Annotated in this window: 24 protein-coding genes and 1 pseudogene; 14 read left to right on the top strand and 11 right to left on the bottom strand. The window is 63.5% G+C overall.

Annotated elements, in window-relative coordinates:
• The first annotated feature begins 64 nt into the window (after nucleotides 1-64).
• Nucleotides 65-1,063, top strand: coding sequence for a hypothetical protein (locus AB688_RS11035; protein ID WP_063544040.1), 999 nt, complete (start codon nucleotides 65-67; stop codon nucleotides 1,061-1,063).
• 4 nt (nucleotides 1,064-1,067) lie between these two features.
• Here AB688_RS11035 and AB688_RS11030 read toward each other — a convergent pair whose 3' ends face one another.
• Entirely contained in the window at nucleotides 1,068-1,496 is a 429-nt protein-coding gene (locus AB688_RS11030; protein WP_063544038.1) for a PACE efflux transporter, read from the bottom strand.
• Between the two features lie 101 nt (nucleotides 1,497-1,597).
• On the opposite strand from AB688_RS11030, the gene AB688_RS11025 reads away from it, so the two are divergent.
• The 4 genes and pseudogenes from AB688_RS11025 (at nucleotide 1,598) to AB688_RS11015 (ending at nucleotide 5,603) form a co-directional block, all read left to right on the top strand.
• Nucleotides 1,598-2,476: a LysR family transcriptional regulator gene (locus AB688_RS11025; protein ID WP_063544036.1), complete on the top strand. Its 879-nt coding sequence runs from the start codon at nucleotides 1,598-1,600 to the stop codon at nucleotides 2,474-2,476.
• Between the two features lie 6 nt (nucleotides 2,477-2,482).
• Nucleotides 2,483-3,598, top strand: a pseudogene (locus AB688_RS27490) (cache domain-containing protein); the annotation flags it as partial.
• Nucleotides 3,599-3,622: 24 nt separating this feature from the next.
• Nucleotides 3,623-4,501, top strand: a complete 879-nt coding sequence (locus tag AB688_RS27485) for a methyl-accepting chemotaxis protein (protein WP_371926246.1) — start codon at nucleotides 3,623-3,625, stop codon at nucleotides 4,499-4,501.
• 316 nt (nucleotides 4,502-4,817) lie between these two features.
• A complete protein-coding gene (locus AB688_RS11015) occupies nucleotides 4,818-5,603 on the top strand; it encodes a sulfite exporter TauE/SafE family protein (RefSeq protein ID WP_054892440.1) in 786 nt (261 codons plus the stop codon).
• Nucleotides 5,604-5,612: 9 nt separating this feature from the next.
• On the opposite strand, the gene AB688_RS11010 is transcribed toward AB688_RS11015, so the two are convergent.
• Nucleotides 5,613-6,158: a histidine phosphatase family protein gene (locus AB688_RS11010; RefSeq protein WP_063544032.1), complete on the bottom strand. Its 546-nt coding sequence runs from the start codon at nucleotides 6,156-6,158 to the stop codon at nucleotides 5,613-5,615.
• A gap of 97 nt (nucleotides 6,159-6,255) precedes the next feature.
• On the opposite strand from AB688_RS11010, the gene AB688_RS11005 reads away from it, so the two are divergent.
• On the top strand, nucleotides 6,256-6,861 hold the full coding sequence (locus tag AB688_RS11005) for a biliverdin-producing heme oxygenase (RefSeq protein WP_063544030.1): 606 nt from the start codon (nucleotides 6,256-6,258) through the stop codon (nucleotides 6,859-6,861).
• 193 nt (nucleotides 6,862-7,054) lie between these two features.
• On the opposite strand, the gene AB688_RS11000 is transcribed toward AB688_RS11005, so the two are convergent.
• From AB688_RS11000 to rlmM, 4 genes are all read right to left on the bottom strand, one after another.
• A complete protein-coding gene (locus AB688_RS11000) occupies nucleotides 7,055-9,250 on the bottom strand; it encodes a TonB-dependent siderophore receptor (protein WP_063544028.1) in 2,196 nt (731 codons plus the stop codon).
• A gap of 195 nt (nucleotides 9,251-9,445) precedes the next feature.
• A complete protein-coding gene (gene pdxB / locus AB688_RS10995; protein ID WP_063544026.1) occupies nucleotides 9,446-10,588 on the bottom strand; it encodes a 4-phosphoerythronate dehydrogenase PdxB in 1,143 nt (380 codons plus the stop codon).
• A gap of 56 nt (nucleotides 10,589-10,644) precedes the next feature.
• Nucleotides 10,645-10,887: a sulfurtransferase TusA gene (gene tusA, locus AB688_RS10990; RefSeq protein ID WP_054892445.1), complete on the bottom strand. Its 243-nt coding sequence runs from the start codon at nucleotides 10,885-10,887 to the stop codon at nucleotides 10,645-10,647.
• An 81-nt stretch (nucleotides 10,888-10,968) separates the two neighbouring features.
• Nucleotides 10,969-12,033, bottom strand: a complete 1,065-nt coding sequence (gene rlmM, locus AB688_RS10985) for a 23S rRNA (cytidine(2498)-2'-O)-methyltransferase RlmM (RefSeq protein ID WP_063544024.1) — start codon at nucleotides 12,031-12,033, stop codon at nucleotides 10,969-10,971.
• A gap of 214 nt (nucleotides 12,034-12,247) precedes the next feature.
• Between rlmM and acnA the strand changes: the two genes are divergently transcribed.
• The 3 genes from acnA to AB688_RS10970 all read left to right on the top strand — a co-directional run bounded on the left by acnA (nucleotide 12,248) and on the right by AB688_RS10970 (nucleotide 17,634).
• The gene (gene acnA, locus AB688_RS10980) at nucleotides 12,248-14,989 is read left to right on the top strand and encodes an aconitate hydratase AcnA (RefSeq protein WP_063544022.1); all 2,742 of its coding nucleotides are present in this window, start codon (nucleotides 12,248-12,250) and stop codon (nucleotides 14,987-14,989) included.
• A 103-nt stretch (nucleotides 14,990-15,092) separates the two neighbouring features.
• Nucleotides 15,093-15,869 carry a CPBP family intramembrane glutamic endopeptidase gene (locus AB688_RS10975; protein ID WP_063544020.1) on the top strand — a complete coding sequence of 259 codons (777 nt, stop codon included), beginning with the start codon at nucleotides 15,093-15,095 and terminating at the stop codon, nucleotides 15,867-15,869.
• A 199-nt stretch (nucleotides 15,870-16,068) separates the two neighbouring features.
• Nucleotides 16,069-17,634 carry a methyl-accepting chemotaxis protein gene (locus AB688_RS10970; RefSeq protein WP_063544018.1) on the top strand — a complete coding sequence of 522 codons (1,566 nt, stop codon included), beginning with the start codon at nucleotides 16,069-16,071 and terminating at the stop codon, nucleotides 17,632-17,634.
• A gap of 37 nt (nucleotides 17,635-17,671) precedes the next feature.
• Here AB688_RS10970 and AB688_RS10965 read toward each other — a convergent pair whose 3' ends face one another.
• The 5 genes from AB688_RS10965 to AB688_RS10945 all read right to left on the bottom strand — a co-directional run bounded on the left by AB688_RS10965 (nucleotide 17,672) and on the right by AB688_RS10945 (nucleotide 21,021).
• Nucleotides 17,672-18,556: a pseudouridine synthase gene (locus AB688_RS10965; RefSeq protein ID WP_063544016.1), complete on the bottom strand. Its 885-nt coding sequence runs from the start codon at nucleotides 18,554-18,556 to the stop codon at nucleotides 17,672-17,674.
• A gap of 49 nt (nucleotides 18,557-18,605) precedes the next feature.
• Nucleotides 18,606-18,914, bottom strand: coding sequence for a hypothetical protein (locus tag AB688_RS10960; protein ID WP_054892451.1), 309 nt, complete (start codon nucleotides 18,912-18,914; stop codon nucleotides 18,606-18,608).
• Nucleotides 18,915-18,985: 71 nt separating this feature from the next.
• Nucleotides 18,986-19,417 carry a D-Ala-D-Ala carboxypeptidase family metallohydrolase gene (locus AB688_RS10955; protein WP_063546693.1) on the bottom strand — a complete coding sequence of 144 codons (432 nt, stop codon included), beginning with the start codon at nucleotides 19,415-19,417 and terminating at the stop codon, nucleotides 18,986-18,988.
• 90 nt (nucleotides 19,418-19,507) lie between these two features.
• Nucleotides 19,508-19,744 (bottom strand): glutaredoxin family protein, encoded by a 237-nt coding sequence (locus tag AB688_RS10950; protein ID WP_063544014.1) that lies wholly within the window; start codon nucleotides 19,742-19,744, stop codon nucleotides 19,508-19,510.
• Nucleotides 19,745-19,812: 68 nt separating this feature from the next.
• Entirely contained in the window at nucleotides 19,813-21,021 is a 1,209-nt protein-coding gene (locus AB688_RS10945) for an ammonium transporter (RefSeq protein WP_063544012.1), read from the bottom strand.
• Nucleotides 21,022-21,333: 312 nt separating this feature from the next.
• On the opposite strand from AB688_RS10945, the gene AB688_RS10940 reads away from it, so the two are divergent.
• From AB688_RS10940 to AB688_RS10920, 5 genes are all read left to right on the top strand, one after another.
• Nucleotides 21,334-21,648 (top strand): DUF883 family protein, encoded by a 315-nt coding sequence (locus AB688_RS10940; protein WP_054892453.1) that lies wholly within the window; start codon nucleotides 21,334-21,336, stop codon nucleotides 21,646-21,648.
• 9 nt (nucleotides 21,649-21,657) lie between these two features.
• Nucleotides 21,658-22,032 (top strand): phage holin family protein, encoded by a 375-nt coding sequence (locus AB688_RS10935; protein ID WP_063544010.1) that lies wholly within the window; start codon nucleotides 21,658-21,660, stop codon nucleotides 22,030-22,032.
• Nucleotides 22,029-22,358, top strand: coding sequence for a hypothetical protein (locus AB688_RS10930; protein ID WP_063544008.1), 330 nt, complete (start codon nucleotides 22,029-22,031; stop codon nucleotides 22,356-22,358). Before AB688_RS10935 ends, AB688_RS10930 begins: the two co-directional genes overlap by 4 nt.
• A gap of 75 nt (nucleotides 22,359-22,433) precedes the next feature.
• Nucleotides 22,434-23,765: a deoxyguanosinetriphosphate triphosphohydrolase gene (locus AB688_RS10925; protein ID WP_054892456.1), complete on the top strand. Its 1,332-nt coding sequence runs from the start codon at nucleotides 22,434-22,436 to the stop codon at nucleotides 23,763-23,765.
• 277 nt (nucleotides 23,766-24,042) lie between these two features.
• A complete protein-coding gene (locus AB688_RS10920; RefSeq protein WP_063544006.1) occupies nucleotides 24,043-24,663 on the top strand; it encodes a response regulator transcription factor in 621 nt (206 codons plus the stop codon).
• Nucleotides 24,664-24,668 lie beyond the last annotated feature (5 nt).

The following is a 24,668-nucleotide window of genomic DNA, read 5'->3' as shown; positions in this document are numbered from 1 at the left end:
GCGGCCCTTCCCGCTCCTATAATCAGAAGACCTCATCCAGCCTCTACCCAGGGAGGCTACCCGCGTGAACCCGCGCATTCCCCTCTTGCTGCTGTGCCTGCTGCTGGCCCTGGCTGGCTGTGCCGGCAAACGCTCCCCACCCGCCCCGCCCCCGGCCACGCTCACCCCCGCCCTCTGGCAACAGATCGACCAGGACCTGATTAGCGCCTCGGTTGCCGCCACCGGCTCGGCCAGCGACTATGCCCGTCGCTCGATGCGGGTCTGGCGCGAACAGGTGCAGCAACGCACCGAAAGCGACTTCATCCCCTGGTTCACCGGCTACTGGACCCAGCAGTGGCTGACCCTCAAGGTTGCCTGGTACAAGATGAACAGCGGCAACGGCAGTGACCCGCCAGAAAAACGCCTGGCGCTGTACCTGCAGGCGCAGTACCACGACCGGGTGATCGAACCGGTCGCCGAGCAGATCAACCCCGAAGGCATCCGCGACCGCGCCAGCGCGCTGTACCTGGAACTGTTCGCCAAGCAGTTGCCGACAATCATCCAACGCTACAACGCCCCGCCCGATCAGGTCAGCCAGCGTCTGAATCAGCTTGCGGCCATCGCCCTGGGCCCGCCCGCGGCCAGGGATGCGACGCTCTACCAACTGCTGCGCGCCCAGTCACTGGACCAGCAGCCCGCCTGGCAGGCGCTGCGCCAGCACCTGCACGACCAGGCTGCCAAGGCTCCCGGGCAAACCGAGGTGGGGCTGTCGTCGGTAGCCACCCGCGCCAGCGAAAAACTCGGCGCCACCCTGGCCCCGCGCGGCATCGCCAGCGCAGTGGCAGCCGCAGTAGGCAAGGCCGCCGGGGCGATGATCTCGGTGACGGTGGCCGGTTTCGGCATGATGACCCATGACCGCGAACAGCCGCAGATGGTCGAGCAACTGCGGGTGATCCTCAACGTGGCGCTGAACGAGGAATGGCGCGAGCTGATGGAAAACCGCCAGAGCGGTGCCCTTTCGGGGGTGTACTACCTGTCGGGGCAGATCGAGGATGGCCTGTTGTCGGGTGCTGGCCGGCCCTGACGCCTCAGGCCACTGCCATGGCCGAGGTCGGCAGGCCGAATATGCGGTCGAACGCCCAGTTGTAGGCGAAGGTGTAGCACGGCACCAGCACGATGAACGCCAGGTCCACCACGAATGCCTCGACCAGGCTCATGTCCAGCCACCAGGCAATCAGCGGAATCAGGTACAGCACCAGCGTCAGCTGGAAGCCCACCGCGTGCGCCACACGACGTGCCAGGCTGCGCCCACGCTTGGCCTGACGGCTCTCCCAGTGTTCGAACAGGCTGTTGTAGACCAGATTCCAGAACATGGCGATGGTGGTGATCATTACCGCCAGGGGGCCGGTATGCGAGGCCGGGGTATCGGAGAGATAGGCCAGCCCCAGAGTCGACATGCCCAGGCCGGTCAGTTCATAGAAGGTCACGTAGACCAGTTTGCGCTTGACGCCTTGCACCGTGATTACCTCGGAATGCAGGAAATGAAGGCGACGAGAATGAGTCAATATTCTTGACAGAAAAAGTCAGCACCTTTCAGATTGACTGAAAGGAGAATCGCATGAATTTTTCCAGCGACAACATCCAACTGTTCCTCGCCGTGCTCGACCGCGGCTCGTTCTCCGCTGCCGCACGGGTGCTGGGGCGGGTGCCGTCGGCGGTGAGCATGGCCATCGGCAATCTCGAGGCCGAACTCGGCTACGCGCTGTTCGAGCGCGGAGCACGCGAGGTCCGCGCCACAGACCGCGCCCGCGCTCTGGAGCCGCACGCACGGCTGATCGCCGAGCAACTGGGGTTACTGCAAGTGCATGCGCTTGAACTGTCGCGAGGGCTCGAAAGCAGCCTGGCGATCGCCGTGGTGCCGGACATCGACCCGCGTCCGCTGCTGGCCGCCATTGCGCGGCTGGGCGAACGCTATCCGTTGCTGGACATCGAGCTGCTCAGCGCACCGCAGGAGGACGCCCTGCACCTGCTGGACAGCGGCCGCGTCGGGCTGTGCCTGGCCTTTGCCGGGTTGCAGGTCGATCCGCAGCGCAGCTTCCAGCACCTGGGCAGCGAGTCGCTGGTGGCAGCCTTGTCGCCCAACCATCCAGCACTGCGCCAGGGGCGCATCCGCGACCTCGAAGACCTGGTCAGCCTCCGTCAGATCCTGGTACACAGCCGCGACCTGCCGCTGCGCGACACCCGCTCGCTGATCGGCACCACGCACTGGCGTACCGACAGCGTCGACCTGGCCCTGCAGATGGTCGAAGCAGGCCTCGGCTGGGGCGACCTGCCGGCAACGCGGGTCGCCCCCTTGGTGGAAGCCGGGCGGCTGGTGCGCCTGGCGTTTCGCAACACCCGCAACGAACTGCAGTTGCCGGTGCATGCGCTGTGGCTCAAGCAACAGCCCCTCGGGCAGGCCGCGCGGGCGCTGGTGGAGCTGCTGGCTGGCGGTTGACCGCACATGGCCGCTCGTCGGCCAGAACAACGTCTAACTCAACCTTTTGACCGGCAGGCCGATACCGATCCCGACAGGCGCCGCTACGCGCCAAAAGTGCATGGCGGCCTCCCCAGCATCGGCTCAAGGTCTCGAAACATGAACCTGAAGTTCCGCCACAAGATCCTCCTCAGCGCCTGCGGTGTCGTGGTACTGGCATTCGCATTGTTCACCCTCTACAACGACTACCTGCAACGCAACACCATCCGCCAGAACATCGAATCCTCGGTCCAGCAGGCCGGCGCGCTCACCGCCAGCAGCGTGCAGAACTGGATGGGCGGACGCATCCTGATCCTGGAGAACCTCGCCCAGGACATCGCCCAGCAAGGCACCGGCAATCAGGTCGCCGGGCTGGTCGACCAACCCTCTTACACCAGCAACTTCCAGTTCACCTACTTCGGCCAGAACACCGGGCTGTTCACCCAGCGCCCCGACGCACAGATGCCCGAAGGCTACGACCCGCGCAAACGCCCTTGGTACACCGCTGCGGTGAGCGCCAACCAGACCCTGCTGACACCGCCCTACCAGGCATCGGTGGGCGGCCTGGTGGTGACCATCGCCATACCGGTCAAGGCCCGCAACAATGGTGAGCTGCTCGGGGTTGTCGGTGGTGACCTGAGCCTGGACAGCCTGGTCGACATCATCAACGCGGTGGACTTCGGCGGTATCGGCCACGCCTTCCTGGTCGACCGTGAAGGCCAGGTAATCGTCAGCCCCGACAAGGACCAGCTGATGAAGAACCTCAAGGACATCTACCCCGGCAGCGGCCTGCGGGTCGAGCCGGGCATGCAGGACGTGACCCTCGGCGGCGAAGAGCGGATCGTCTCCTTCACCCAGGTCAAGGGGCTACCCTCGGCGCAGTGGTACATCGGCCTGTCCATCGACAAAGACAAGGCCTACGCCGCCCTCGGCCAGTTCCGCAGTTCGGCCATCATCGCCATGATCATTGCCGTGGCCGCCATCGCTGCCGTGCTCGGCCTGCTGATCCCCCTGCTGATGCGCCCGCTGACCACCATGGGCCGCGCCATGCACGATATCGCCGAAGGCGAAGGCGACCTCACCCGTCGCTTGCAGGTGCAGCACAAGGACGAGTTCGGCGAGCTGGCCATGGCCTTCAACCGCTTCGTCGAGCGTATCCACGCCTCGATCAGTGAAGTGGCCTCGGCCACGCGGCAGGTGCACGACCTGTCCGAACAGGTGATGAGTGCTTCCAACGCCTCGATCAACGGCTCCGAGGAACAAAGCCTGCGTACCAACAGCGTGGCGGCAGCGATCAATCAGCTCGGCGCCGCCACCCAGGAAATCGCACGCAATGCCGCCGATGCCTCGCAGCACGCCAGCGGCGCCAGCGATCAGGCCAACGACGGGCGCCAGGTGGTGGAGGATGCGATCAACGCCATGACCGCGCTGTCGCACAAGATCAGCGAGTCGTGCGAGCAGATCGAAACCCTCAACGCCAGCACCGACGAGATCGGCAAGATCCTCGACGTGATCAAGGGCATCTCCCAGCAGACCAACCTGCTGGCGCTCAACGCCGCCATCGAAGCCGCGCGCGCCGGGGAAGCGGGCCGAGGCTTCGCCGTGGTCGCCGACGAGGTGCGCAACCTGGCACACCGCACCCAGGAGTCGGCCGAAGAGATCCACCGCATGATCACCAGCCTGCAGGTTGGCTCGCGCGAGGCGGTGCACACCATGAACGCCAGCCAGGTCTCCAGCGAGCAGACCGTGCAGGTGGCCAACCAGGCGGGCGAGCGCCTGGCCAGCGTGACCCTGCGCATCGGCGAGATCGATGGCATGAACCAGTCGGTGGCCACAGCGACCGAGGAGCAGAGCGCGGTGGTCGAGAGCTTGAACCTGGATATCACCCAGATCAACGCACTCAACCAGCAAGGGGTGCAGAACCTCAACGAAACCCTGCGCCACTGCGATGCGCTGACCCAGCAGGCGGGACGCTTGAAGCAGTTGGTGGGCAGTTTCAGGATCTGAAACTGCTTCACTGCACTTGGAGGAGCAGCTGTCTTATTCAAAATCTGACAGCCAGCTCAATCCCTGTGGGAGTCACTGTCTTACTCAAAATCTAAAGGTCAGCCCAATCCCCTGTGGGAGCGGGCTTGCCCCGCGATCACCGGCGCAGCCGGTGCCATGCTCCGCGGTGTTCTTTTCGCGGGCAAGCCCGCTCCTACAGGAGACCTGTGGCGCTGCCGCGTTATAACCTAATAACGAACAATTCTATTTGGCTATAAAGAACAATCTATATCCTTCTGCCATCCGACAACGGGCTAGCGGGCAGATTGAGTAGCGTATGGATGTAGGTTCTTTCGGTTTCACCATTGCCGGGCTGGTCGTGGGTTTCATCGTTGGCATGACCGGCGTCGGCGGCGGATCGCTGATGACGCCGATCCTGCTGTGGTTCGGTATCAATCCCGCCACCGCCGTGGGCACCGACCTGCTCTACGCGGCAATCACCAAGGCCAGTGGCGTCTGGGTGCATGCACGCAACAAGAACATCGACTGGAAGATCACCGGCTGGCTGAGCCTGGGCAGCGTGCCCGCGGCAGCGCTGACCCTGTGGTTCCTCAGCACCCTGCATGCCGATACCTCGGCACTCAACGCCATCATCAAGCAGGGCCTGGCGGTGGTGCTGATCCTTACCGCCCTGGCGATCCTGTTCAAGTCGCGCCTGCAGGCCTTCGCCAGCAAGCATGCAGGCGATCACTACCATCTCAGCGACCGCAGCCTGAACCTCCTCACCGTGATCACCGGTGTAGTGCTCGGGGTCATGGTCACCCTGACCTCGATCGGTGCCGGCGCCCTGGGCACCGTGGCGCTGTTCCTGCTCTACCCGTTCCTGGTGACACGGCGCCTGGTCGGCACCGAAATCGCCCACGCCGTGCCACTGACCCTGGTCGCGGGGCTGGGCCATGCCGGCATGGGCAATATGGACTGGTCGCTGCTCGGCTACCTGCTGCTCGGCTCGCTGCCGGGCATCTACCTGGGCAGCCACCTCACAGGCCGCATCTCCGATCGTGTGCTGCGTCCCTGCCTGGCGGGCATGCTGCTGCTGATCGGCTACAAGCTGGCCTTCTGATCCCGCCCCTCAGGCCGGGCCCAGGCGCATGCGCCAGACCTCGGTTCGGCTGAGTTCGAGCCGTGAGCACGGCGGGATATCGATACGCTGGTAGGCCCCGAGCGAACTGCCGAGCACTTCGACCATCGCGGCGCGCATCACCATCGGGTGCGTGACCGCCCACCAGTCGCCCGGCGTGTCGAATGCCTCCAGCCACTGCGCCACGCGCTTGTGCAACGCGGCGAAGGACTCTCCACCATGGGGCGCCGCGTCCACGTCGACCTGCCACCACGCCAGGGCTTCGCTCTGCTCGCGCTGCAACTGCTTGAGCGCAACGCCCTGCCAATGCCCCATGCCACAGTCGGCCAGCGCCGTCTCGATACGCACCTCGGGGCCGAGCCAGGCGGCGGTTTCTCGGGCGCGCAGTTCGGGTGCGCTGAGTACTTGCACTCCGTCGGGCACAGCCTTCAACAGCGGGGCATCGCCCAGTACGGGATCGTCGGCCAGCGCAAATCGCCCGGTTTTCTGGGCGTGGGTCAGGGCATGGCAGACCAGGGTCAGACGGACGGCTTTCACCTTGGAGTTTCTCTGGCAAATGAGGATTAGGGCATCGAGGAACGCTGCGCTAGGATCGTCAGTCTAACCCAGGCAATTAGCCATCAGAGTCGATTCGATGACCATCACCTCCCGCCCCCCTCCCGGTCCTGTCCTGCTCGCTCTGCGTGAAGGTACGCAGGCCTGTCACAAGGCCCTGGAGGCGCGCCTGCCGTTTTTCAGCGAAGGTTTCGACCACGACGCTTATCGCCGCCTCATCGAGGCGTACTACGGCTTTCACGCACCGCTCGAAGCATTGCTGGCAACGCACCAGGGCAGTGAGCGCAACAAGGCTGGGGCGCTGTGCCGCGACCTGCAGGCGCTCAAGCTGAGCGCCGAGCAGATAGACGCGCTGCCGCTGTGCCGGGACTTGCCAGCCATCACCGATGAGGCCAGCGCGCTGGGTGTGATGTACGTAGTGGAGGGCTCCACCCTCGGTGGTCAGGTGCTCAGGCGTGCCATGGCGCAGCGCCTGGGTATCGACGCCGACAGCGGCGGTGGTTTTCTCGATGTGTATGGCAGCGCCACCGCCAGCCACTGGCGCGGCTTTCTCGAACGCCTGGATCGGCACCCCCTGTCACCCGAAAACCAGGCCCGCACCGTGGCTGCGGCGGTCGCGACCTTCACCTGCTTCGAGCGCTGGCTGGAGCAGCGCGCGGTGTTGTTGCACCCAATTGAGTGCTAAGCGCCACCGTTGATCGACCTGAAAAACTTCACATACCCTGTAGGAGCGGGCTCGTCCCGCGATCGGGCGCGAAGCGGCCTTAAAACCGGGCTTCGAGGTGTTTCAGGAATACCCCGGTTGCCTGATCTACGGCCGCTACGCGCCCGATCGCGGGACGAGCCCGCTCCTACAGGGGGGCGCCTGTGTTTTGATATCAGAACGAAATATTCAACGCCGCAAACAGCGCCCGGCCCGGCTGGTTGTAGGTGTTGGCACCGGCGCTGCTCGCGTTGCCGCCGCGCAGGATCTGCTTGTCGAACACGTTGTTTAGCCCCACCCGCACATCGTAGTTGGCGTTGAACTTGTACCCGGCACTCACATCCACCAGCCCATAGGCTTCGACATCCTTCTGCGCCGACTCGTCATAGCGCTCCTGGGTGCGGTAGTTCCAGGTCGGCGACTTCTGCTTGCCGAACCAGGTACCGGCCAGCTGCAGCGACAACTTGTCGGTCGCACGCCAATCCAGGGTGGTGTTGACCGTGTACTCGGGGATCACCGACAGCGGCTCGCCGGTCTCGCGGTTGTCGTTGTCGAGCATCCAGGTCAGGTTGGTGTTCCAGTCCAGGCTCGGGGTGAGCTCGACGAACAGGTTGCCCTCGAGGCCCTCTACCCGTGCCTTGCCGGCGTTTTCCCACTGGGTCACACGACTGCCGCCATTGATCGCGTAGACCACGTCGGTGCCGCCAATGATCTTGTTCTGGTAGTCGTTGCGGAAATAGGTCGCACTGGTGCGCCAGGTGCCGCGGTCATACAGCAGGCCGATCTCCTTATTGACGCTGATCTCAGGCTTGAGGTCGGCGTTGCCCTGCAGGTAGCAGCCGCCGGAGTTGGTCTGCTGCACGCTGCAGCCATTGCCGCGGCTGTAGAGCAGGTAGCTGGGGTTGGACTGGTACAGGTTTGGCGTCTTGTAGGCACGGGCGATGCCGCCCTTGAAGGTCAGTTCGTCGGTGATCTTGTGCGACAGGTTCAAGCTAGGGCTGAAGTTGTCGCCGAAGGTCTCGTGGTGATCGAAACGCAGGCCCGGCGTGACGGTGGTCGCGCCGATGATGATGTTGTCCTCGACGAACAAGGCATGGCTGCGCGCCTGCATCTTCGAATCGCTACGGTCGAAGCCTGCGATCACGTCGTTGCCAACGCCTGTCGGGTCGGAGCTTTGCGGACGGAACGAGCCCTGGTCGTTGAGGGTTTCATAGAGGTACTCGCCGCCAACGGTCAGCACGTGCTCCGTGGCGCCCACGGCGAACGGCAAGTTGACCTCGCTCGACAGGCGCGTGTTGCGCAAGCGCGAGAATGCCGCATCGTTGCCGTCGATCGCCCCTTCGGTACGCCCGGCCATGCCCTCGTTCAAGCGCCAGTTGCGCACGTACTCATAAGCCAGCACGGTCTTGCTGGTGCCCCAGGTGAAGTCGCCCAGGTGCGTCAGGTCGTAGGTGTTGCGTTGCATCACGTTGGTCTCGTGGCCATACAGGCTGGAGATCAGCTGCGCGTTGCCACCGCCGTTGCTGTTCATGGTGTCGCCAGCGTAGATATTGCCCTGGCGGCTGTAGCCTGCGCTCATCTCCAGGCGATGCTCGTCGTTGAGCTTCCAGCTCAGCAGGCCGTTGATATCCTTGTTGCGCACACCCTCGCGCCCGGCCACGGTCGAGCTGCCAGCGTGTGCGGCGTTGATGTCCAGGTCGTCGGCGTCGGTCTTGGCCAGGCCGCCATACAGACGGAACCCCAGGGTGTCGGTCAGGCCACCACCGAGGTTGAAGTTGGTCCGGTGGCTGGCGCCCTCGGCGCTGTCCTCCGGCATCAGGGTGTACAGGCTGACGCTGCCCTTGAGTGCGTCGCTGGGGCGCTTGGTGATGATGTTGACCACCCCGCCCATGGCGCCCGAGCCATAGCGCGCGGCTGCGGGGCCACGCAGGATTTCGATGCGCTCGACCGCTTCGGCCGGCACCCAGTTGGTCTCGCCGCGGGTATCGCGGTCGCCGTTCCAGCCATAGCGCACCGAGTTGCGTGCACTCGATGGCTTGCCATCGATCAGGATCAGGGTGTTTTCCGGGCCCATGCCGCGCAGGTCGATCTGCCGGTTGTTGCCACGGGCGCCGCTGGCACTGTTGCCGGTGAGGTTGACCCCGGGTTCGCGGCGGATGATGTCGGACAGGTCATTGGCCGGCGGGCGGCGCTTGATGTCCTCTTCGGTGATGACCGACGATCCCAGCGCCTGGCGCGCCTCACGCTCGGCGGTCACCAGCGTGTCTTCGATGACCAGCGCCTGCTCGGCGAATGCTGAAGTCGTTGCCACGGGCGCGGCCAGGGCAACGATGGCCAGCGCCAGGCGGTGCGGGGAAGGTCGGGTGTGCATCGGTACATCTCCTGAAATCGTGTGCGAGAAGCAAGCCGCGCCCCGGTCGGCAGGCCCCTCGCCCACCGGCCCGGCAAAAAGGCGGGTCCGTCAGGGATGGCGAATATAACGATTCTCAAATAGGTTTAAATCTTATTTACGAAATTTACAGATTGCCCGTAAACCCGCCTGGCAGACACCCGCACCCGACGCGGGCTAGACCAGCACCGCGCCCAGAGCATTGATGGCCTGCACCAGCTGTGGCGCGTCACCCTGTACCCGTACCGCCAGCCCTTCGATCTCGCGACGGACCGGATACTGCTTGCGCAGCAGGTCGAATGCCGCACGTTGCTCGGTAGGATCCTCGCTCAGGCTGCGACGAAAATCCGCATCGTCGCGACGCGGGTCGTAGACCGCACGGCACAGGGTTGCCAGCGCCCAGGCCGGGTCGGCGTTGGCATCGAAGTCCAGGCGTGCCAGCGCTGGCGACGGCAGCAAGTCGGCCAGGTGCACCTGCTCCGGCAAACCTTGCGAACGGCAGAAGGCCTGGTAGATCTGCGCGGTCCCGCGCTGCTTGCCATCGAGGCTGTAGCCGGCGATATGCGGCGTGGCCAGGGTGCACAGGTCGGCCAGCGCCAGGTCGACCTGCGGCTCGCCCTCCCAGACATCCAGCACCGCGTGGACATCCTCGCGGTCCAGCAGCAGCTCGCGCAGGGCGTCGTTGTCCACTACCGGCCCGCGGCTGGCATTGATCAGCCAGGCCCCTGGGCGCAGGCGGGCCAGTTGCCGCGCACCGAGCAGATGCCAGGTCGGATGTTCGCCGCCGCGTTGCAGCGGGGTATGCAGGCTGATGGTGTCACATTGCTCAAGCAACGTGTCCAGGCTGACGAAATCGCCCTCTTCGCTGGCCGCGCGCAGCGGATCGCACACCAGCACCCGCCAGCCCAGGCCTCGCAGTACACGGACCAGACGCCCGCCCACCTCACCGGCTCCGACCACGCCATACACCCGCTTGGGCAGCTCCACGCCATCGAGCTCGGCCAGGGTCAGCAGGCTGCCCAGCACGTAGTCCACCACGCCGCGGGCGTTGCAGCCAGGCGCGCTGCTCCAGTGGATGTCGGCCTGAGCGAAGTATTCGAGATCAAGGTGGTCGGTGCCGATGGTGCAGGTGCCGACGAAGCGCACCTTGCTGCCTTCGAGCAGTTGCCGGTCGACGCGGGTGACCGAGCGCACCAGCAGCAGATCGGCATCCCTGACACAGGCTGCATCGATGGCCCGGCCAGGGTAACGGCGGATTTCGCCGAATCCGGCGAAGAAGGCATCGAGCAGCGGGATATTTTCGTCGGCAACGATCAGCATGGGCGCTCTCCTTTCAGGGGAGCGCAGTGTAGGCGCTGTGGCCTGTGCGATCCAGCTCAGTCGGCCTTCTTGCGAATCCAGTACAGGTAGGTGCCGGCGTCTTCCTGCTGTTGCACCAGCTCATGGCCGAGGAAGGTGCAGAACTTGGGGATGTCGCGACGGGTCGAGGGGTCGGTGGCGATGACCTTGAGCAGGCCGCCGGCAGCGAGGTTGCGCACGTGTTGGTGCAGCATCATCACCGGCTCCGGACAGTTCAGGCCGGTGGCGTCGAGGGTCGCGTCTGGAGTGAAGTCGGTCATGGTGGGCTCCGCAAATTGTGGGGTATTGTCGCGCAAACCGCGTGCAGGTCAAACAGGGGCCGCAGCACGGCCCCGATCGTCTCAGCGCGGCTTGAGGTCGAGCCGGCGAAGGTGGCAAGTGACCTCTTCGCGGTCGTGGTACAGCTGTTTGCAGGCTATCGACACCTTGACCTTGCGCGCCTTGAACGAGGCCTCGATGCGATCGAGCAGCTTGCGCACCTCGGCGTGACGCTGCTTCATCGGCAGCTTGAGGTTGACCACGGCCTCGCGGCACAACCCCTCGCCCAGCCAGGTTTCGATCAGCGAGGCCGTGCGTGCGGGCTTCTCGACGATGTCGCAGACCATCCAGTCAACGGTCTGCTTGGGCTTCCAGGTAAAGCCGTCGGCCATCAAATGCTGCACCAGCCCCGTATCCATCAGGCTTTCAGCCATCGGGCCGTTGTCGATGGCGGTGACCAGCATGCCACGCTTGACCAGCTGGTAGGTCCAGCCGCCCGGTGAAGCGCCCAGGTCGACGCCGGTCATGTCGTCGTTCAGGCGTTGGTCCCATTGATCGCGCGGGATGAACTGGTGCCAGGCTTCCTCAAGCTTGAGGGTCGAGCGGCTCGGCGCCTCGCGCGGGAACTTCAGGCGCGGGATGCCCATCGGCCACAGTGCCGAATTGCCCGCTTCGGCCAGGCCGAGAAACACCCGTCGGCCACTGATGAACGTCAGCAGCAGGCGTGGCTTGCTGGCATCCTCGACCAGACGCCCGGCCTTCTCCAGCGCCTTGCGCAGCGGCACCTCGAATTTGCGGCAGAAGGTCGACAGCTCCTTGCCTTCGTTGCTGTCGAGCACCTCCAGCCACAGGCTGCCACACACCGGCAGGCCCGCCAGGTGCTCGAGCAGCACACTGATCCGGTCAGTCTCCGGCAGCTCGACGAAGTCGCCGCGCGCCCATTGGCGCGGGAAGATCAGCCGGTCGAAGCGCAGCTCACGCATCAGGCGTTCGGCACCGCCTTCGTCGAGGCAAACGAATTCGGCGCTGGCGCTCTGCGGCTTGCCCTTGGCATAGCCGGCCACGCCCAGGTGCGCGGCGTGTTCGCTGATTTCGGCGCAGACCTCGCCCTCGAAGCCGGGCCGGCAATGCATGAACAGGGTATTCATCTCTTACTCCACATCACTGGCGCAGACAGCGCCAGGGCGGCGAATGATAAAGGAAGTTCGGAACCTGCGACATGCCCCGCAGGTCCAGAACAACGTCAGGCCCGCCAAAGCGGTCTAACCTGATTGTTCAGCCTGGCCCGTGCCGTGCGGGCCGATACAGAGCGGTGATACCGGTAACCACGACTGCCGGGCACCGGAGCACAAGGAGTTGGCAATGCCCTCGCTCGATAGCCTGAAAACCCTCAAGACCCTCCAGGTGGCCGACCGCGCCTACCACTATTTCAGCCTCACCGAGGCCGCCAGCCAGTTGGGCGACCTGCAACGCCTGCCCATGTCGCTCAAGGTCCTGCTGGAAAACCTGCTGCGCTGGGAGGACGGTGAAACCGTCACCGGCGACGACTTGCGAGCCCTGGCCGGCTGGCTGCAAGAGCGACGCTCCGACCGCGAGATCCAGTATCGACCTGCGCGGGTACTGATGCAGGACTTCACCGGCGTGCCCGCCGTGGTCGACCTCGCCGCCATGCGCGCGGCCATGGCCAAGGCGGGCGGCGATCCCCAGCGGATCAACCCGCTGTCGCCGGTTGACCTGGTGATCGACCACTCGGTGATGGTCGACCGCTACGCCACCGCCGAAGCCTTCGAACAGAACGTCGACATCGAGATGCAGCGCAACGGCGAACGCTACGCCTTCCTGCGCTGGGGCCAGAGTGCCTTCGACAACTTCCGGGTGGTGCCACCGGGCACGGGGATCTGCCACCAGGTCAACCTGGAATACCTTGGCCGCACCGTGTGGACCCGCGAGGAAGACGGGCGCACCTACGCCTTCCCCGACACCCTGGTCGGCACCGACTCGCACACCACCATGATCAACGGCCTGGGCGTGCTCGGCTGGGGTGTCGGTGGCATCGAGGCGGAGGCGGCGATGCTAGGCCAGCCGGTGTCGATGCTGATCCCAGAGGTGATCGGTTTCAAGCTCACCGGCAAGCTGCGCGAAGGCATCACCGCCACCGACCTGGTGCTGACGGTCACGCAGATGCTGCGCAAGAAGGGCGTGGTCGGCAAGTTCGTCGAATTCTATGGCGACGGCCTGGCCGACCTGCCGCTGGCCGACCGCGCCACCATCGCCAACATGGCGCCGGAATATGGCGCCACCTGCGGCTTCTTCCCGGTCGATGACGTCACCCTCGACTACCTGCGCTTGTCCGGTCGCCCCGACGAGACCGTGCAACTGGTCGAGGCCTACTGCAAGGCCCAGGGCCTGTGGCGCCTGCCTGGCCAGGAACCGCTGTTCAGCGACAGCCTGGCGCTGGACATGCATGAGGTCGAAGCCAGCCTCGCCGGGCCCAAGCGCCCGCAGGACCGAGTGGCGCTGTCCAAGGTCAGCCAGGCCTTCGACGGCTTCATCGAACTGCAGCCCAAGCCCTTGGCCAAGGAGGTCGGACGCCTGGAAAGCGAAGGGGGTGGCGGTGTTGCCGTGGGTAACGCCGACCAGGCCGGCGAGATCGACTACACGCACAACGGCCAGACCCACAAGCTGCGCGACGGCGCCGTGGTGATCGCGGCCATCACCTCCTGTACCAACACCTCCAACCCCAGCGTGATGATGGCCGCCGGGCTGGTCGCCAAGAAAGCCATCGAGAAAGGCCTGGCTCGCAAACCCTGGGTCAAGAGTTCACTGGCCCCAGGTTCGAAAGTGGTCACTGACTACTTCAAGGCGGCCGGCCTTACCCCCTACCTCGATCAGTTGGGCTTCGACCTGGTCGGCTATGGCTGCACCACCTGCATCGGCAACTCGGGGCCGCTGGACGAGGCCATCGAGAAAGCGATCGGCAGTGCCGACCTGACCGTGGCGTCGGTGCTGTCGGGTAACCGCAACTTCGAAGGCCGGGTGCACCCGCTGGTCAAGACCAACTGGCTGGCCTCGCCACCGCTGGTGGTGGCCTATGCCCTGGCCGGCAGCGTGCGCGTGGATCTCACCCAGGATGCCCTGGGCACTGGCAAGGACGGCCAGCCGGTATACCTGCGCGATATCTGGCCCAGCCAACAGGAAATCGCCGACGCAGTGGCCAAGGTCGATACCGCCATGTTCCACAAGGAGTATGCCGAGGTGTTTGCCGGTGACGCCCAATGGCAGGCCATCGAAGTACCCCAGGCCGCTACCTATGTCTGGCAGGACGACTCCACCTACATCCAGCACCCGCCGTTCTTCGACGATATCGGCGGCCCGCTGCCGGAAATAGCCGACGTGCACGGGGCGCGCATTCTCGCGCTGCTCGGCGACTCGGTGACCACCGACCACATCTCTCCAGCCGGCAACATCAAGGCCGACAGCCCTGCCGGTCGCTACCTGCGCGACAAGGGCGTGGAGCCGCGCGACTTCAACTCCTATGGTTCACGTCGCGGCAACCACGAAGTGATGATGCGCGGCACCTTTGCCAATATCCGCATACGCAACGAAATGCTCGGCGGCGAGGAAGGCGGCAATACGCTGCATGTGCCCAGCGGCGAAAAACTGTCGATCTACGATGCCGCCATGCGCTATCAGGCGGAAGGCACGCCGCTGGTGGTGATCGCCGGGCAGGAATACGGCACCGGCTCCAGCCGCGACTGGGCCGCCAAGGGCACCAACCTGCTGGGGGTCAAGGCAGTGTTGGCCGAGAGCTTCGAGCGTATCCACCGCTCCAACCTGGTAGGCATGGGCGTTCTGCCCCTGCAGTTCAAGGCTGGCGACGATCGCAAGCGCCTGGGCCTGACCGGCAAGGAGCGCATCGATGTGCTGGGGCTCAGTGGCGCGCAGATCCGCCCGGGCATGAACCTGCAGTTGCGCATCCTGCGCGAGGATGGCCAGCAACAGGAGATCGAGGTGCTGTGCCGGATCGACACACTCAATGAAGTCGAGTACTTCAAGTCGGGCGGGATTCTGCACTACGTGCTGCGACAACTGATCGCCGGTTGAAGGGAAGGCATCGCGGGTTCGCCCGCGATGCCTCCGCGACGTGTCCTGGCGCCTTCGGGGTGAGTCAAAGCATCATATCGATTTGCCACCCACCGGATTTCCGATGTCGCCTGCCCACTGGATCGTCCTCGCCCTGCTTGGTCTGGGCTATGCCCTGGCCCTGTTCCACGGCCACCTGGGACTCGCCGCCCTGCCCGCCTTGCTCGCCCTGTGTTGTACCGCACTGCTGGTGCGACGACCCGCAGGTTGGCAAAGAGTGCTCGGGCATGGCTTGTTCATCGTCCTGGCCCTTGCCCTGGCGCTGCACTGGTTGCCCGGTTTCCAGGGGGCAAAGGTCATCGACAAGGTGGTGTTCAGCGAGGGCGCGCTGCCGTTCTCCATGTACCTGAACCTGGACAAGCCGCTGATCGGCCTCTGGATTCTGCTGGCTTGCCCCTGGATCCTGAGCCTGCGCGGGCACGGTCTACTGCCAAGCCTCGGGCTGGTCTTGCCGCTGACACTGCTGGCTTGCCTGGGTGGCGCCTGGTTGCTTGGAATGGTGGGTTGGGCACCGAAATGGCCGGAACAGACCTGGATCTGGGCCCTGAACAACCTGCTGCTGGTCAGCCTGACCGAAGAGCTGCTGTTCCGCGGCTATATCCAAGGTGGGCTGCAACGCCTGTTCAGGCACCAGGGGCTTGCATTGATCGTGGCCGCGCTGTTGTTCGGCCTGGCGCATCTGGGGAGCGGATGGCAGTGGTTCTACCTGGCAAGCCTTGCGGGTATCGGCTACGGCCTGGCGTATCGACTCGGCGGCTTGAGCGCTGCGGTCGTGTGCCATTTCGCTGTCAACCTGACACATTTCGCCCTGTTTACCTATCCGATGCTGGCCCCAGGCTGAACACCGAGTCATGATCGGACCATAACGTCATAAATCGTTAAAAATGCTGACATCTTGAGTGCAAATGCAACCAACGAGCCGCTTCCCTAGCTGATGGCTCATGGCCACTTATTGCTCCAGATCAAGCAAGTTAAATATTCATTCAATAAAACCATGGGCTTGCCGATACCTGTCGAAAGCCTTGCGGATTGAACAGCCAATGCGTAACAACCAGCCGATTACCCAGAGAGAACGGACTTTCCCTGCCCAGCAGCGGTTGATTTCCACCACCAACGCCAAAGGCGTGATCACCTACTGCAACGATGCTTTCATCGAAATCAGCGGTTTCTCACGCGAAGAGCTCACGGGAGCGCCACACAATCTGGTACGCCACCCTGACGTGCCCCCAGCAGTGTTCGCCCACATGTGGCAGACCCTCAAGCAGGGCCTGCCGTGGATGGGGATCGTCAAGAACCGCTGCAAGTCGGGCGACCATTACTGGGTCAATGCCTACGTCACGCCGATCTTCGACAACAACCAGGTAATCGGTTTCGAGTCGGTGCGGGTCAAGCCCACGGCCGAACAGATCCGTCGCGCCGAAGCGCTTTACCAGCGTCTGAACCAGGGCAAGCCGGCGGTGCCGCGTCGTGACAAGTGGTTGCCGGTACTGCAGGACTGGCTGCCGTTCATTCTCATCAGCCAGATCGGCTTCCTCATCGGCAACTGGCTCGGCCACTCCTGGGGCTTTGCCCTGGCTGCTGCCGTTTCCGTCCCCCTCGGCCTGCTTGGCCTCACCTGGCAGCAGCGCGGCCTCAAGCGCCTGTTGCGCCTGGCCGAACAGACCACTTCCGATCCGCTGATCGCGCAGATGTTCACCGACAGCCGTGGCGTGCAGGCACGCCTGGAAATGGCCATGCTCAGCCAGGAATCCCGCCTGAAAACCTGCCTCACCCGGCTGCAGGACAGTGCCGAGCACCTGAGCGAGCAGGCGCGCCAGTCCGATGTGCTGGCGCACAAGAGTTCTTCGGGGCTGGAGCGCCAGCGCGTGGAGACCGAGCAAGTCGCCGCTGCCGTCAACCAGATGGCTGCTACCACGCAAGAAGTGGCCAACCACGTGCAGCGCACCGCCGACGCTACCCAGGAAGCCAATCGCCTGACCAGCGAGGGCCGTCAGATCGCCGGGGAAACCCGCGAAGCCATCGAACGCCTCTCCGCAGCGGTGGGTGAAACCGGCCAGACCGTCACCCAGTTGGCCAAGGACAGCGACGAGATCGGTGGTGTGGTCGATGTGATCAAGGGCATCGCCGACCAGACCAACCTGCTGGCGCTCAATGCTGCCATCGAAGCGGCCCGCGCCGGCGAAATGGGCCGGGGCTTCGCTGTGGTTGCCGACGAAGTGCGCCAGTTGGCGCAACGTACCGCCGAATCCACCGGACAGATCCACGGCCTGATCGCCAAGCTGCAGCAGACTGCCAGCAATGCCGTGCAAACCATGGAGACCGGCCACCGTCAGGCCGAGGAAGGCGTCGAGCGAGTGATGCAAGCCGACCAGGCGCTGGTAGGGATCAGCGAAGCGGTGGCCAACATCACCGACATGGCTACCCAGATCGCTGCTGCCACCGAAGAGCAGACTGCAGTGGCGGACGAGATCAGCCGTAACATCAGCACCATAGCCGATCTGGCCGACCAGACGGCAGAGCAGGCGCAGCATTCGGCACTGCTCAGTGAAGAACTGACCAGTACGGCTGGAACGCAGTACTCGCTAGTGGAGCGGTTCAACCGCTGAGTGACAAAAAAGGGGCTGCGTGAGGCAGCCCCTTTTTTTACCAGTCCAGACTCAAACGGCTCTGGAAATACCGCTTTTCACCCGTCAGCGGATCGTCGAACTCGAGACTTTGCGCCAGCAGTTTCAATGGCCGCTCGTAGTCGTCCTCGCCCTCGAGCAATGTCGGGTAGAACGGGTCGTTGCTGATCGCGGCGCCCAGTGCCGCCATGTGCACTCTCAACTGATGGGTCTTGCCGGTCACGGGCGAGAGCCCGTAACGCCACAGGTTACCGTTCTTCTCCAGGACTTCGGCCAGGGTCTCGCTGTTCGCCACCCCTTCGACCTCACGCATGCGAAAGAACGGCTCACCATGCTCCAGCCGACTACGGTGCACCAACGGAAATTCCCGCGTCGGCAGCGGTGCAGCGATGGCCTGGTAGCGTTTGTCGATGCGTCGCTCGGGAAACAGCCGCTGATAGGCGCTGCGCGACTGCGGATTGGACGAGAACAGCACCAACCCCGCCGTATGCCGGTCGATGCGGTGCAGCGGCACCAGATGGGGATTGTCCAGACGACGGATCAGGCGTCGAAGCAGGGTGTGCTCGACATATTCGCCCGTGGGTGTGACTGGCAGGAAATGCGGCTTGTCCGCCACCACCAGGTGCTCATCGCAATGCAGGATCGTTTCCTGCGCCGCAATGGGCTTTTCATTGGGGACTTCACGAAAGTAATGCAGACGCATGCCACGTCGATAAGGCAGATCGGCCGCCACTGCCCTGCCCTCGGCATCCAGCACTCGCCCTCGACTGAAGCGATCGAGCCATTGGTCACGACCAATCGCCTTGAAGTGATCGCACAGGCAATCGAGGACCGTGCTCCAATCGCCAGGCGGCAAACAAACGGTACTGGCTTGCTGGTGAGCGGGGTCGAACGGCGTGGACATGGCAGGCTCTGTAATCAATGAGCGGGCATTATCGCCAATGCCCGCTCACTCAACCAGCCTCGCCAACTTGCTCACAACGCGACTTGAGCCAGCGCAACACCTGCACCGCCTCCCAGCGTCCGGCATCATAAAGGGCGTAGACCACCCCCTCGTAGCCAACGACATCCAGCGGGCGATGAAACCCTGCGCGCTGGAACAGTGCCTCGATCTCGGCAAAGCAGGTATTGAAATGGACCTTGCCGAACGGAGTACGGTCGTCGGTCACCAAGCCCTCCATGCGCAGCTCGAGCACCGCATCGCACACCGCTTCCGGGGGCATGCGGTTGACGCTGTACTTCAGTTGCTCGACATTGTGCATCGCCTCACCCCAAATACTGTATCTTTATACAGCATACGAATACCGTGGCCATTCCGTCAATTCGCAACAGCTCATTGCAAGCCTGGCAGGTGGCCGGTCCCCTTGCGAACAGTCATTACCTGGCGCCTGGGGTTGTCGCGTGAAATGGCCAGGTGAACCCAGGTGTCGAACTCCAGGATCAGTTGATCGAACACAATGGAACTGTCGCGAATGCATTCGGCCAGTTGCCGGGGCGTCATCGTTTTCACGCACATGTCGGCCGCCAGGCCGAGGCAATGCGCACTGTTGCGCACGCCGCCCACAAGCTGGTTGACGGTTTCATTGCGAAAACCGCTGGTGATCTGGATCGGGGAGTCGATCAAGGCTCGCACCTCTTCGAGCACCCCGCACAGCAAGCGCAGATTGGCCAAAGCCTCGGGACCGGGATCGTTGGGTATAGCGTTGTGCGCGGCGGCCAGCGAAAACGTCATCTCTTCGAGCGTGAAGTTCGGCGTAAGAAACATGATGTGTCCCCGGGTGATCGACTGTATCGGGCCAGTATCATCGACCAGGACCACACCGGACGGGATGAAGGAAACGCTCCCCCCTACCTGTCACTTGAGGAACGCCGCCACCTGCTGCGCGTCGAACGGCCAGAGCAGTTCGGTGCCGCTGTCGCAGCGACGCAAGACAGGGATGATCAAGCCGTAACGCTCGAACATGGCTTCATCATCGGCGATATCAACCAATTCGACCCACAGCCCGTGCTCGACGAACGGCATCAACACAGCCTCGGCGACTTCACACAAATGGCACCCCAAGGTGCCGAACAATTGGCATTCAGGCAGCATTATCAGTTCCCGGGCCCAGTGAAGAGACGCTCATTCTAGGCCCGCCGGGAGCCGCCTGCATCTGCTGCTCAATCCTGACTGGTAGCGCCGATACGGTGCAGGGACAGGTCCGCCCCCTGGAACTCCTGCTCATGGCTCAAGCGCAAACCATGTACCGCCCTGACTAGACCGTACACGGCAAAGCCACCAGCCAAGGCCACCAGTACGCCTGCCAGGCTGCCAAACAACTGGCTCGCCAGGCTGACACCGCCCAGCCCTCCGAGCGCCGACTGGCCGAAGATACCGCACGCCAAACCGCCCCAAACGCCGCATACACCATGTAGCGGCCATACGCCAAGTACATCGTCGACTTTCCAGCGATTCTGCGAGGCAGTGAAGCACCACACGAACAGTGCTCCCGCCACCAGCCCGGTCACCAGCGCGCCAACCGGGTGCATGAGATCGGAACCGGCACACACCGCCACCAATCCGGCCAGCGGGCCATTGTGCAGGAAGCCCGGGTCATTGCGCCCGACCAGCAAGGCCGAGAGCGTGCCGCCCACCATCGCCATCAGCGAATTGATCGCCACCAGGCCGCTGACACCCTCCAGGGTTTGTGCACTCATGACGTTGAAGCCGAACCAGCCGATGATCAGGATCCACGACCCCAGCGCGAGGAACGGAATACTGGAAGGAGCGAAAGCCACCAGCCGTCCATCACGGTACCGTCCGCGACGGGCACCGAGCAGGATGACGGCAGCCAGCGCGAGCCAGCCGCCCATGGCATGCACCACCACCGAACCGGCAAAGTCATGGAATGGTGCGCCAAACCGGGCTTGCAACCAGGCCTGGACGCCCAGGTTGCCGTTCCACACCGCCCCTTCGAAGAAGGGGTAGACGAAGGCCACGATCAGCGCGGTGGCACATAACTGCGGGGCAAAACGCGCACGCTCGGCGATGCCTCCGGAGATGATTGCCGGAATCGCCGCAGCGAAGGTCAGCAGGAAGAAGCACTTGACCAAGGCATAGCCATGATCGCTGGCCAACTGCGCAGCCGGCTGGAAGAAGCTGACGCCATAGGCGATCCAGTAGCCGATGAAGAAATACACCAGCGCCGAGACGGCGAAGTCGCTGAGAATCTTGCACAGGGCATTGACCTGGTTCTTGTGCCGCACGGTACCGACCTCGAGAAAGGCGAAACCCGCGTGCATGGCCAGGACCAGAATGGCCCCCATGAGGATGAACAGGGTGTTGGAGCCATGGACCAGTGAGTCCATCGCGCTATGCATGTTTTCCATGGAATGGGCAGACCTGCTGAAAAGTGCACCAGGACAGTTCAGAAACCTTGCTCGCGCACCTGATCGGTGCCTGCCGTGCGCCCCGTTTTGGGGGAGCGGCTACACAGGGAGTGGTTTTTTCTTGGGTTTGTCGTGGATTGGGTTAAGGTTTATCGGTGTCGGCCAGGGCCTTGCACGCAGACGGGGCAGCGCCCGGCATCGACGCCCCGCGACACGGCAGAACAAAGCAAACGCCGTACCAGCGACAAGTGGTGAACCTTCCGCCACACTCATCACTCGAAATAGCCACACACATCGACAGGGAGAGACCCCATGGCCAGCAAATCGGCAAAGACTGCACAAGAGATCTTGATGGCTGACTTCCAGGCACTGGTGCGCGACACCGAGAAATTGCTCGCCGACACCGCCAATCTGGCGGGCGACCAGGCCGACGAGCTGCGTGGCCAGATCCACGACCGCCTGCAGCAGGCCCGCGAAAGCCTGCAACTGACCCAGGACTCGGTCCGCGAGCGCGGTCAGGCAGCGCTGGGCAGTGCCGAGGAGTACGTACAGGAAAACCCATGGCAGGCCATCGGCATCGCAGCCGGTGTCGGGCTGCTGGTCGGCCTGCTCGCCAGCCGCCGCTGAGGAGGACGCATGGACAACGATGCCATCGGCGCCGGCGTTTCCGGCAGACGCCTCGGCGCGGCCATCCTGGGGCTGCTGCACAGCCACATCGAACTGTTCGGCATCGAATTGCAAGAGCAGAAAGGCCGAACCCTTCGCCTGCTGCTGTTCGCCGGCCTGGCACTGGTATTCGCCCTGCTCCTGCTGACCGCGCTGTCCGGGCTGATCCTGGTACTGCTGTGGGACAGCTACCGATTGGCCGGCATCGTCGGCCTTTGCGTGTTCTACAGCGCCGCGGCACTCTTTTGCGGCTTGCGCCTGAAGGCCGCTGTGTTCGATGAATCTTCACCGTTCAACAGCACCCTCGAAGAACTCGCCAAGGACCGGGAGCGCCTGTTGCCATGAGCCTGCCTGAACTGCCTAATACCCGTAATCCTCGCGAACTGCGCAAGGCGCTGCTACGCCTGCGTCTGGAAATGCACCGCCAGGAGATCCGCCACGAGTCCCGTCAACTGCTCGAGCCGGTCCAGCGCCTGCGCGGCATGGGCGCATCAGTCCAAAACGGCCTCGGCATCAAGCACGCTCCGCTGTGGGGCCTGGGTGTCGTGGTCGCCATGGGCTTTCTGACCGGAAAGGGCGTGCGCAGCGGCAACCTGGCGCGCCTGGTGCGCCTGGGTGGCAGCCTGGCCCCTCTGGTGCGCCTGTTCCTGCAGAACGGCCGTCATCGCTGAAACGAGGCGCCCGCCGCTTGCGCGGGCGCCCGTGACACGGGAAGCTATGGCCACCATCTGACGGGAGATCGAGCCTTGGACTGGCATACCCTGCTCAACCGCGAACGCCTCGGCAAAGCCTTGTACAGCCCCGAAGAACTGGGCCGCAGCCCATTCCACAAGGACCATGACCGCATCATCTTCTCCGGCGCCTTCCGCCGCCTGGGGCGCAAGACCCAGGTCCACCCGGTGTCCAGCAACGACCACATCCACACCCGCCTCACCCACTCCCTCGAAGTCAGTTGCGTAGGCCGCTCGCTGGGCATGAGGGTCGGCGAGACCTTGCGCGCCAACCTGCCCGACTGGTGTGCACCAAGCGACCTGGGCATGATCGTGCAATCGGCCTGCCTGGCTCACGACATCGGCAATCCACCGTTCGGCCACTCCGGTGAAGACGCCATCCGCCACTGGTTTCAGCAGGCAGCGGGCCGTGGGTGGCTCGACGACATGAGCGACGACCAACGTGCCGACTTCCTCAACTTCGAAGGAAACGCCCAGGGTTTTCGCGTGCTCACCCAGCTGGAATACCACCAGTTCGACGGCGGCACCCGCCTGACCTACGCCACCCTCGGCACCTACCTCAAGTACCCATGGAGCGCCCGTCATGCCGACGCGCTGGGGTACAAGAAACACAAGTTCGGCTGCTACCAGAGCGAACTGCCGCTGCTGCAGCAGATCGCTCACAAGCTGGGCCTGCCACAGCTCGAGGAACAACGCTGGGCTCGTCACCCGCTGGTGTACCTGATGGAGGCCGCGGACGACATCTGCTACGCGCTGATCGACCTGGAGGACGGCCTGGAGATGGAGCTGCTGCAGTACGCCGAGGTCGAGGCGCTGCTGCTGGACCTGGTCGGTGACGACCTGCCCGACACCTATCGGCAACTGGGCCCGGCGGATTCTCGTCGGCGCAAGCTGGCCATTCTGCGCGGCAAGGCCATCGAGCACTTGACCAACGCCGCCGCCGAGGCCTTCGTCGAACAGCAACAGGCACTGCTGGCCGGGCATCTGGCAGGGGACCTGGTCGAGCACATGCACGGACCGGCCAAGCACTGTGTGCTGCAGGCCAAGGATATCGCGCGCAAGAAGATCTTCCAGGACAAGCGCAAGACCCTGCACGAGATCGGCGCCTATACCACGCTGGAGATCCTCCTCAATGCCTTCTGCGGCGCAGCGCTGGAGCAACACGGCGGGCGCGCGCCGTCATTCAAGAGTCGGCGTGTGCTGGACCTGATCGGCAACCACGCCCCCGATCCACACGGCACCTTGCACAACGCCTTCCTGCGCATGATCGACTTCATCGCTGGCATGACCGACAGCTACGCCAGTGAAATGGCTGGAGAAATGACAGGACGCTCCAGCCCTCATTGACAGACAACGAGGGACGGTCAGCCGCAGCTTGCCGTCCCTCTTGAGAGAAACTTCCTACGCAACCACTGCGCCATTAAATGCTCAGAAGAATAATTTGAGATTTAGTGACTTTCTCGTCTTGACTCCTTACAAAACTCATACAAATCCAAGCTGCGTGTAGTACTTGGACGTAGGTCTTTTCCCATATATGGCGTTACGCCTAGCCTCTCATACGCGAAGGCGGTCAACTGCGATAAGGTTTTGTTTGCATCTGACAATCGCCGACTGGGAAGTTGATATGAGCTCCATATTTATTGTTGATGACCACCCCGTGATTCGCCTGGCCATTCGCATGTTGCTGGAAAATCAGAGCTACAAGGTCATTGGCGAGTCTGACAACGGCGTCGAGGCCATGCAGATGATCCGTGAGACCCAGCCTGACCTGGTCATCCTCGACATCAGCATCCCCAAGCTCGACGGTTTGGAAGTCCTGGCACGTTTTCAGACCATGGGGCTGCCACTGAAAGTGCTGGTATTGACGGCACAGTCGCCTGCGTTGTTCGCGATCCGTTGCATGCACTCAGGCGCTGCCGGATTCGTATGCAAGCAGGAAGATCTGAGTGAATTGCTCAGCGCAGTCAAGGCCGTACTTTCTGGTTACAACTACTTCCCCAGCCAGGCAATGAACCCCCACCAGGAAATATCCGCTCGTGACATGGATCTTTTCCGACAAGTTAACGACAGAGAGTTGATGGTTCTTCAACTTTTCGCACAGGGGCGCAGCAACAAGGAAATAGCCAAAGGCATGTTCCTCAGCAACAAGACGGTCAGCACCTACAAAAAACGCCTGATGCAGAAGTTAAGGGTCGATACCTTGGTCGACCTGATCGAAGTGGCCAAGCGCAACGCGCTGGTCTGAGGTGG

Origin of the sequence: Pseudomonas putida (assembly GCF_001636055.1) — a bacterium.
GTDB lineage: Bacteria > Pseudomonadota > Gammaproteobacteria > Pseudomonadales > Pseudomonadaceae > Aquipseudomonas > Aquipseudomonas machongensis.
This window is presented reverse-complemented; position numbering and strand designations above follow the sequence as displayed.

What these genes read in the sequence shown, in the direction of transcription:
- AB688_RS11025 (WP_063544036.1), top strand. Translation starts at nt 1,598, where the DNA reads ATGAATTTTTCCAGCGACAACATCCAACTGTTCCTCGCCGTGCTCGAC.
- AB688_RS27485 (WP_371926246.1), top strand. Translation starts at nt 3,623, where the DNA reads ATGGCCTTCAACCGCTTCGTCGAGCGTATCCACGCCTCGATCAGTGAA.
- AB688_RS11015 (WP_054892440.1), top strand. Translation starts at nt 4,818, where the DNA reads ATGGATGTAGGTTCTTTCGGTTTCACCATTGCCGGGCTGGTCGTGGGT.
- AB688_RS11005 (WP_063544030.1), top strand. Translation starts at nt 6,256, where the DNA reads ATGACCATCACCTCCCGCCCCCCTCCCGGTCCTGTCCTGCTCGCTCTG.
- AB688_RS11000 (WP_063544028.1), bottom strand. Translation starts at nt 9,250, where the DNA reads ATGCACACCCGACCTTCCCCGCACCGCCTGGCGCTGGCCATCGTTGCC.
- pdxB (WP_063544026.1), bottom strand. Translation starts at nt 10,588, where the DNA reads ATGCTGATCGTTGCCGACGAAAATATCCCGCTGCTCGATGCCTTCTTC.
- tusA (WP_054892445.1), bottom strand. Translation starts at nt 10,887, where the DNA reads ATGACCGACTTCACTCCAGACGCGACCCTCGACGCCACCGGCCTGAAC.
- rlmM (WP_063544024.1), bottom strand. Translation starts at nt 12,033, where the DNA reads ATGAATACCCTGTTCATGCATTGCCGGCCCGGCTTCGAGGGCGAGGTC.
- acnA (WP_063544022.1), top strand. Translation starts at nt 12,248, where the DNA reads ATGCCCTCGCTCGATAGCCTGAAAACCCTCAAGACCCTCCAGGTGGCC.
- AB688_RS10975 (WP_063544020.1), top strand. Translation starts at nt 15,093, where the DNA reads ATGTCGCCTGCCCACTGGATCGTCCTCGCCCTGCTTGGTCTGGGCTAT.
- AB688_RS10970 (WP_063544018.1), top strand. Translation starts at nt 16,069, where the DNA reads ATGCGTAACAACCAGCCGATTACCCAGAGAGAACGGACTTTCCCTGCC.
- AB688_RS10965 (WP_063544016.1), bottom strand. Translation starts at nt 18,556, where the DNA reads ATGTCCACGCCGTTCGACCCCGCTCACCAGCAAGCCAGTACCGTTTGT.
- AB688_RS10960 (WP_054892451.1), bottom strand. Translation starts at nt 18,914, where the DNA reads ATGCACAATGTCGAGCAACTGAAGTACAGCGTCAACCGCATGCCCCCG.
- AB688_RS10955 (WP_063546693.1), bottom strand. Translation starts at nt 19,417, where the DNA reads ATGTTTCTTACGCCGAACTTCACGCTCGAAGAGATGACGTTTTCGCTG.
- AB688_RS10950 (WP_063544014.1), bottom strand. Translation starts at nt 19,744, where the DNA reads ATGCTGCCTGAATGCCAATTGTTCGGCACCTTGGGGTGCCATTTGTGT.
- AB688_RS10945 (WP_063544012.1), bottom strand. Translation starts at nt 21,021, where the DNA reads ATGGAAAACATGCATAGCGCGATGGACTCACTGGTCCATGGCTCCAAC.
- AB688_RS10940 (WP_054892453.1), top strand. Translation starts at nt 21,334, where the DNA reads ATGGCCAGCAAATCGGCAAAGACTGCACAAGAGATCTTGATGGCTGAC.
- AB688_RS10935 (WP_063544010.1), top strand. Translation starts at nt 21,658, where the DNA reads ATGGACAACGATGCCATCGGCGCCGGCGTTTCCGGCAGACGCCTCGGC.
- AB688_RS10930 (WP_063544008.1), top strand. Translation starts at nt 22,029, where the DNA reads ATGAGCCTGCCTGAACTGCCTAATACCCGTAATCCTCGCGAACTGCGC.
- AB688_RS10920 (WP_063544006.1), top strand. Translation starts at nt 24,043, where the DNA reads ATGAGCTCCATATTTATTGTTGATGACCACCCCGTGATTCGCCTGGCC.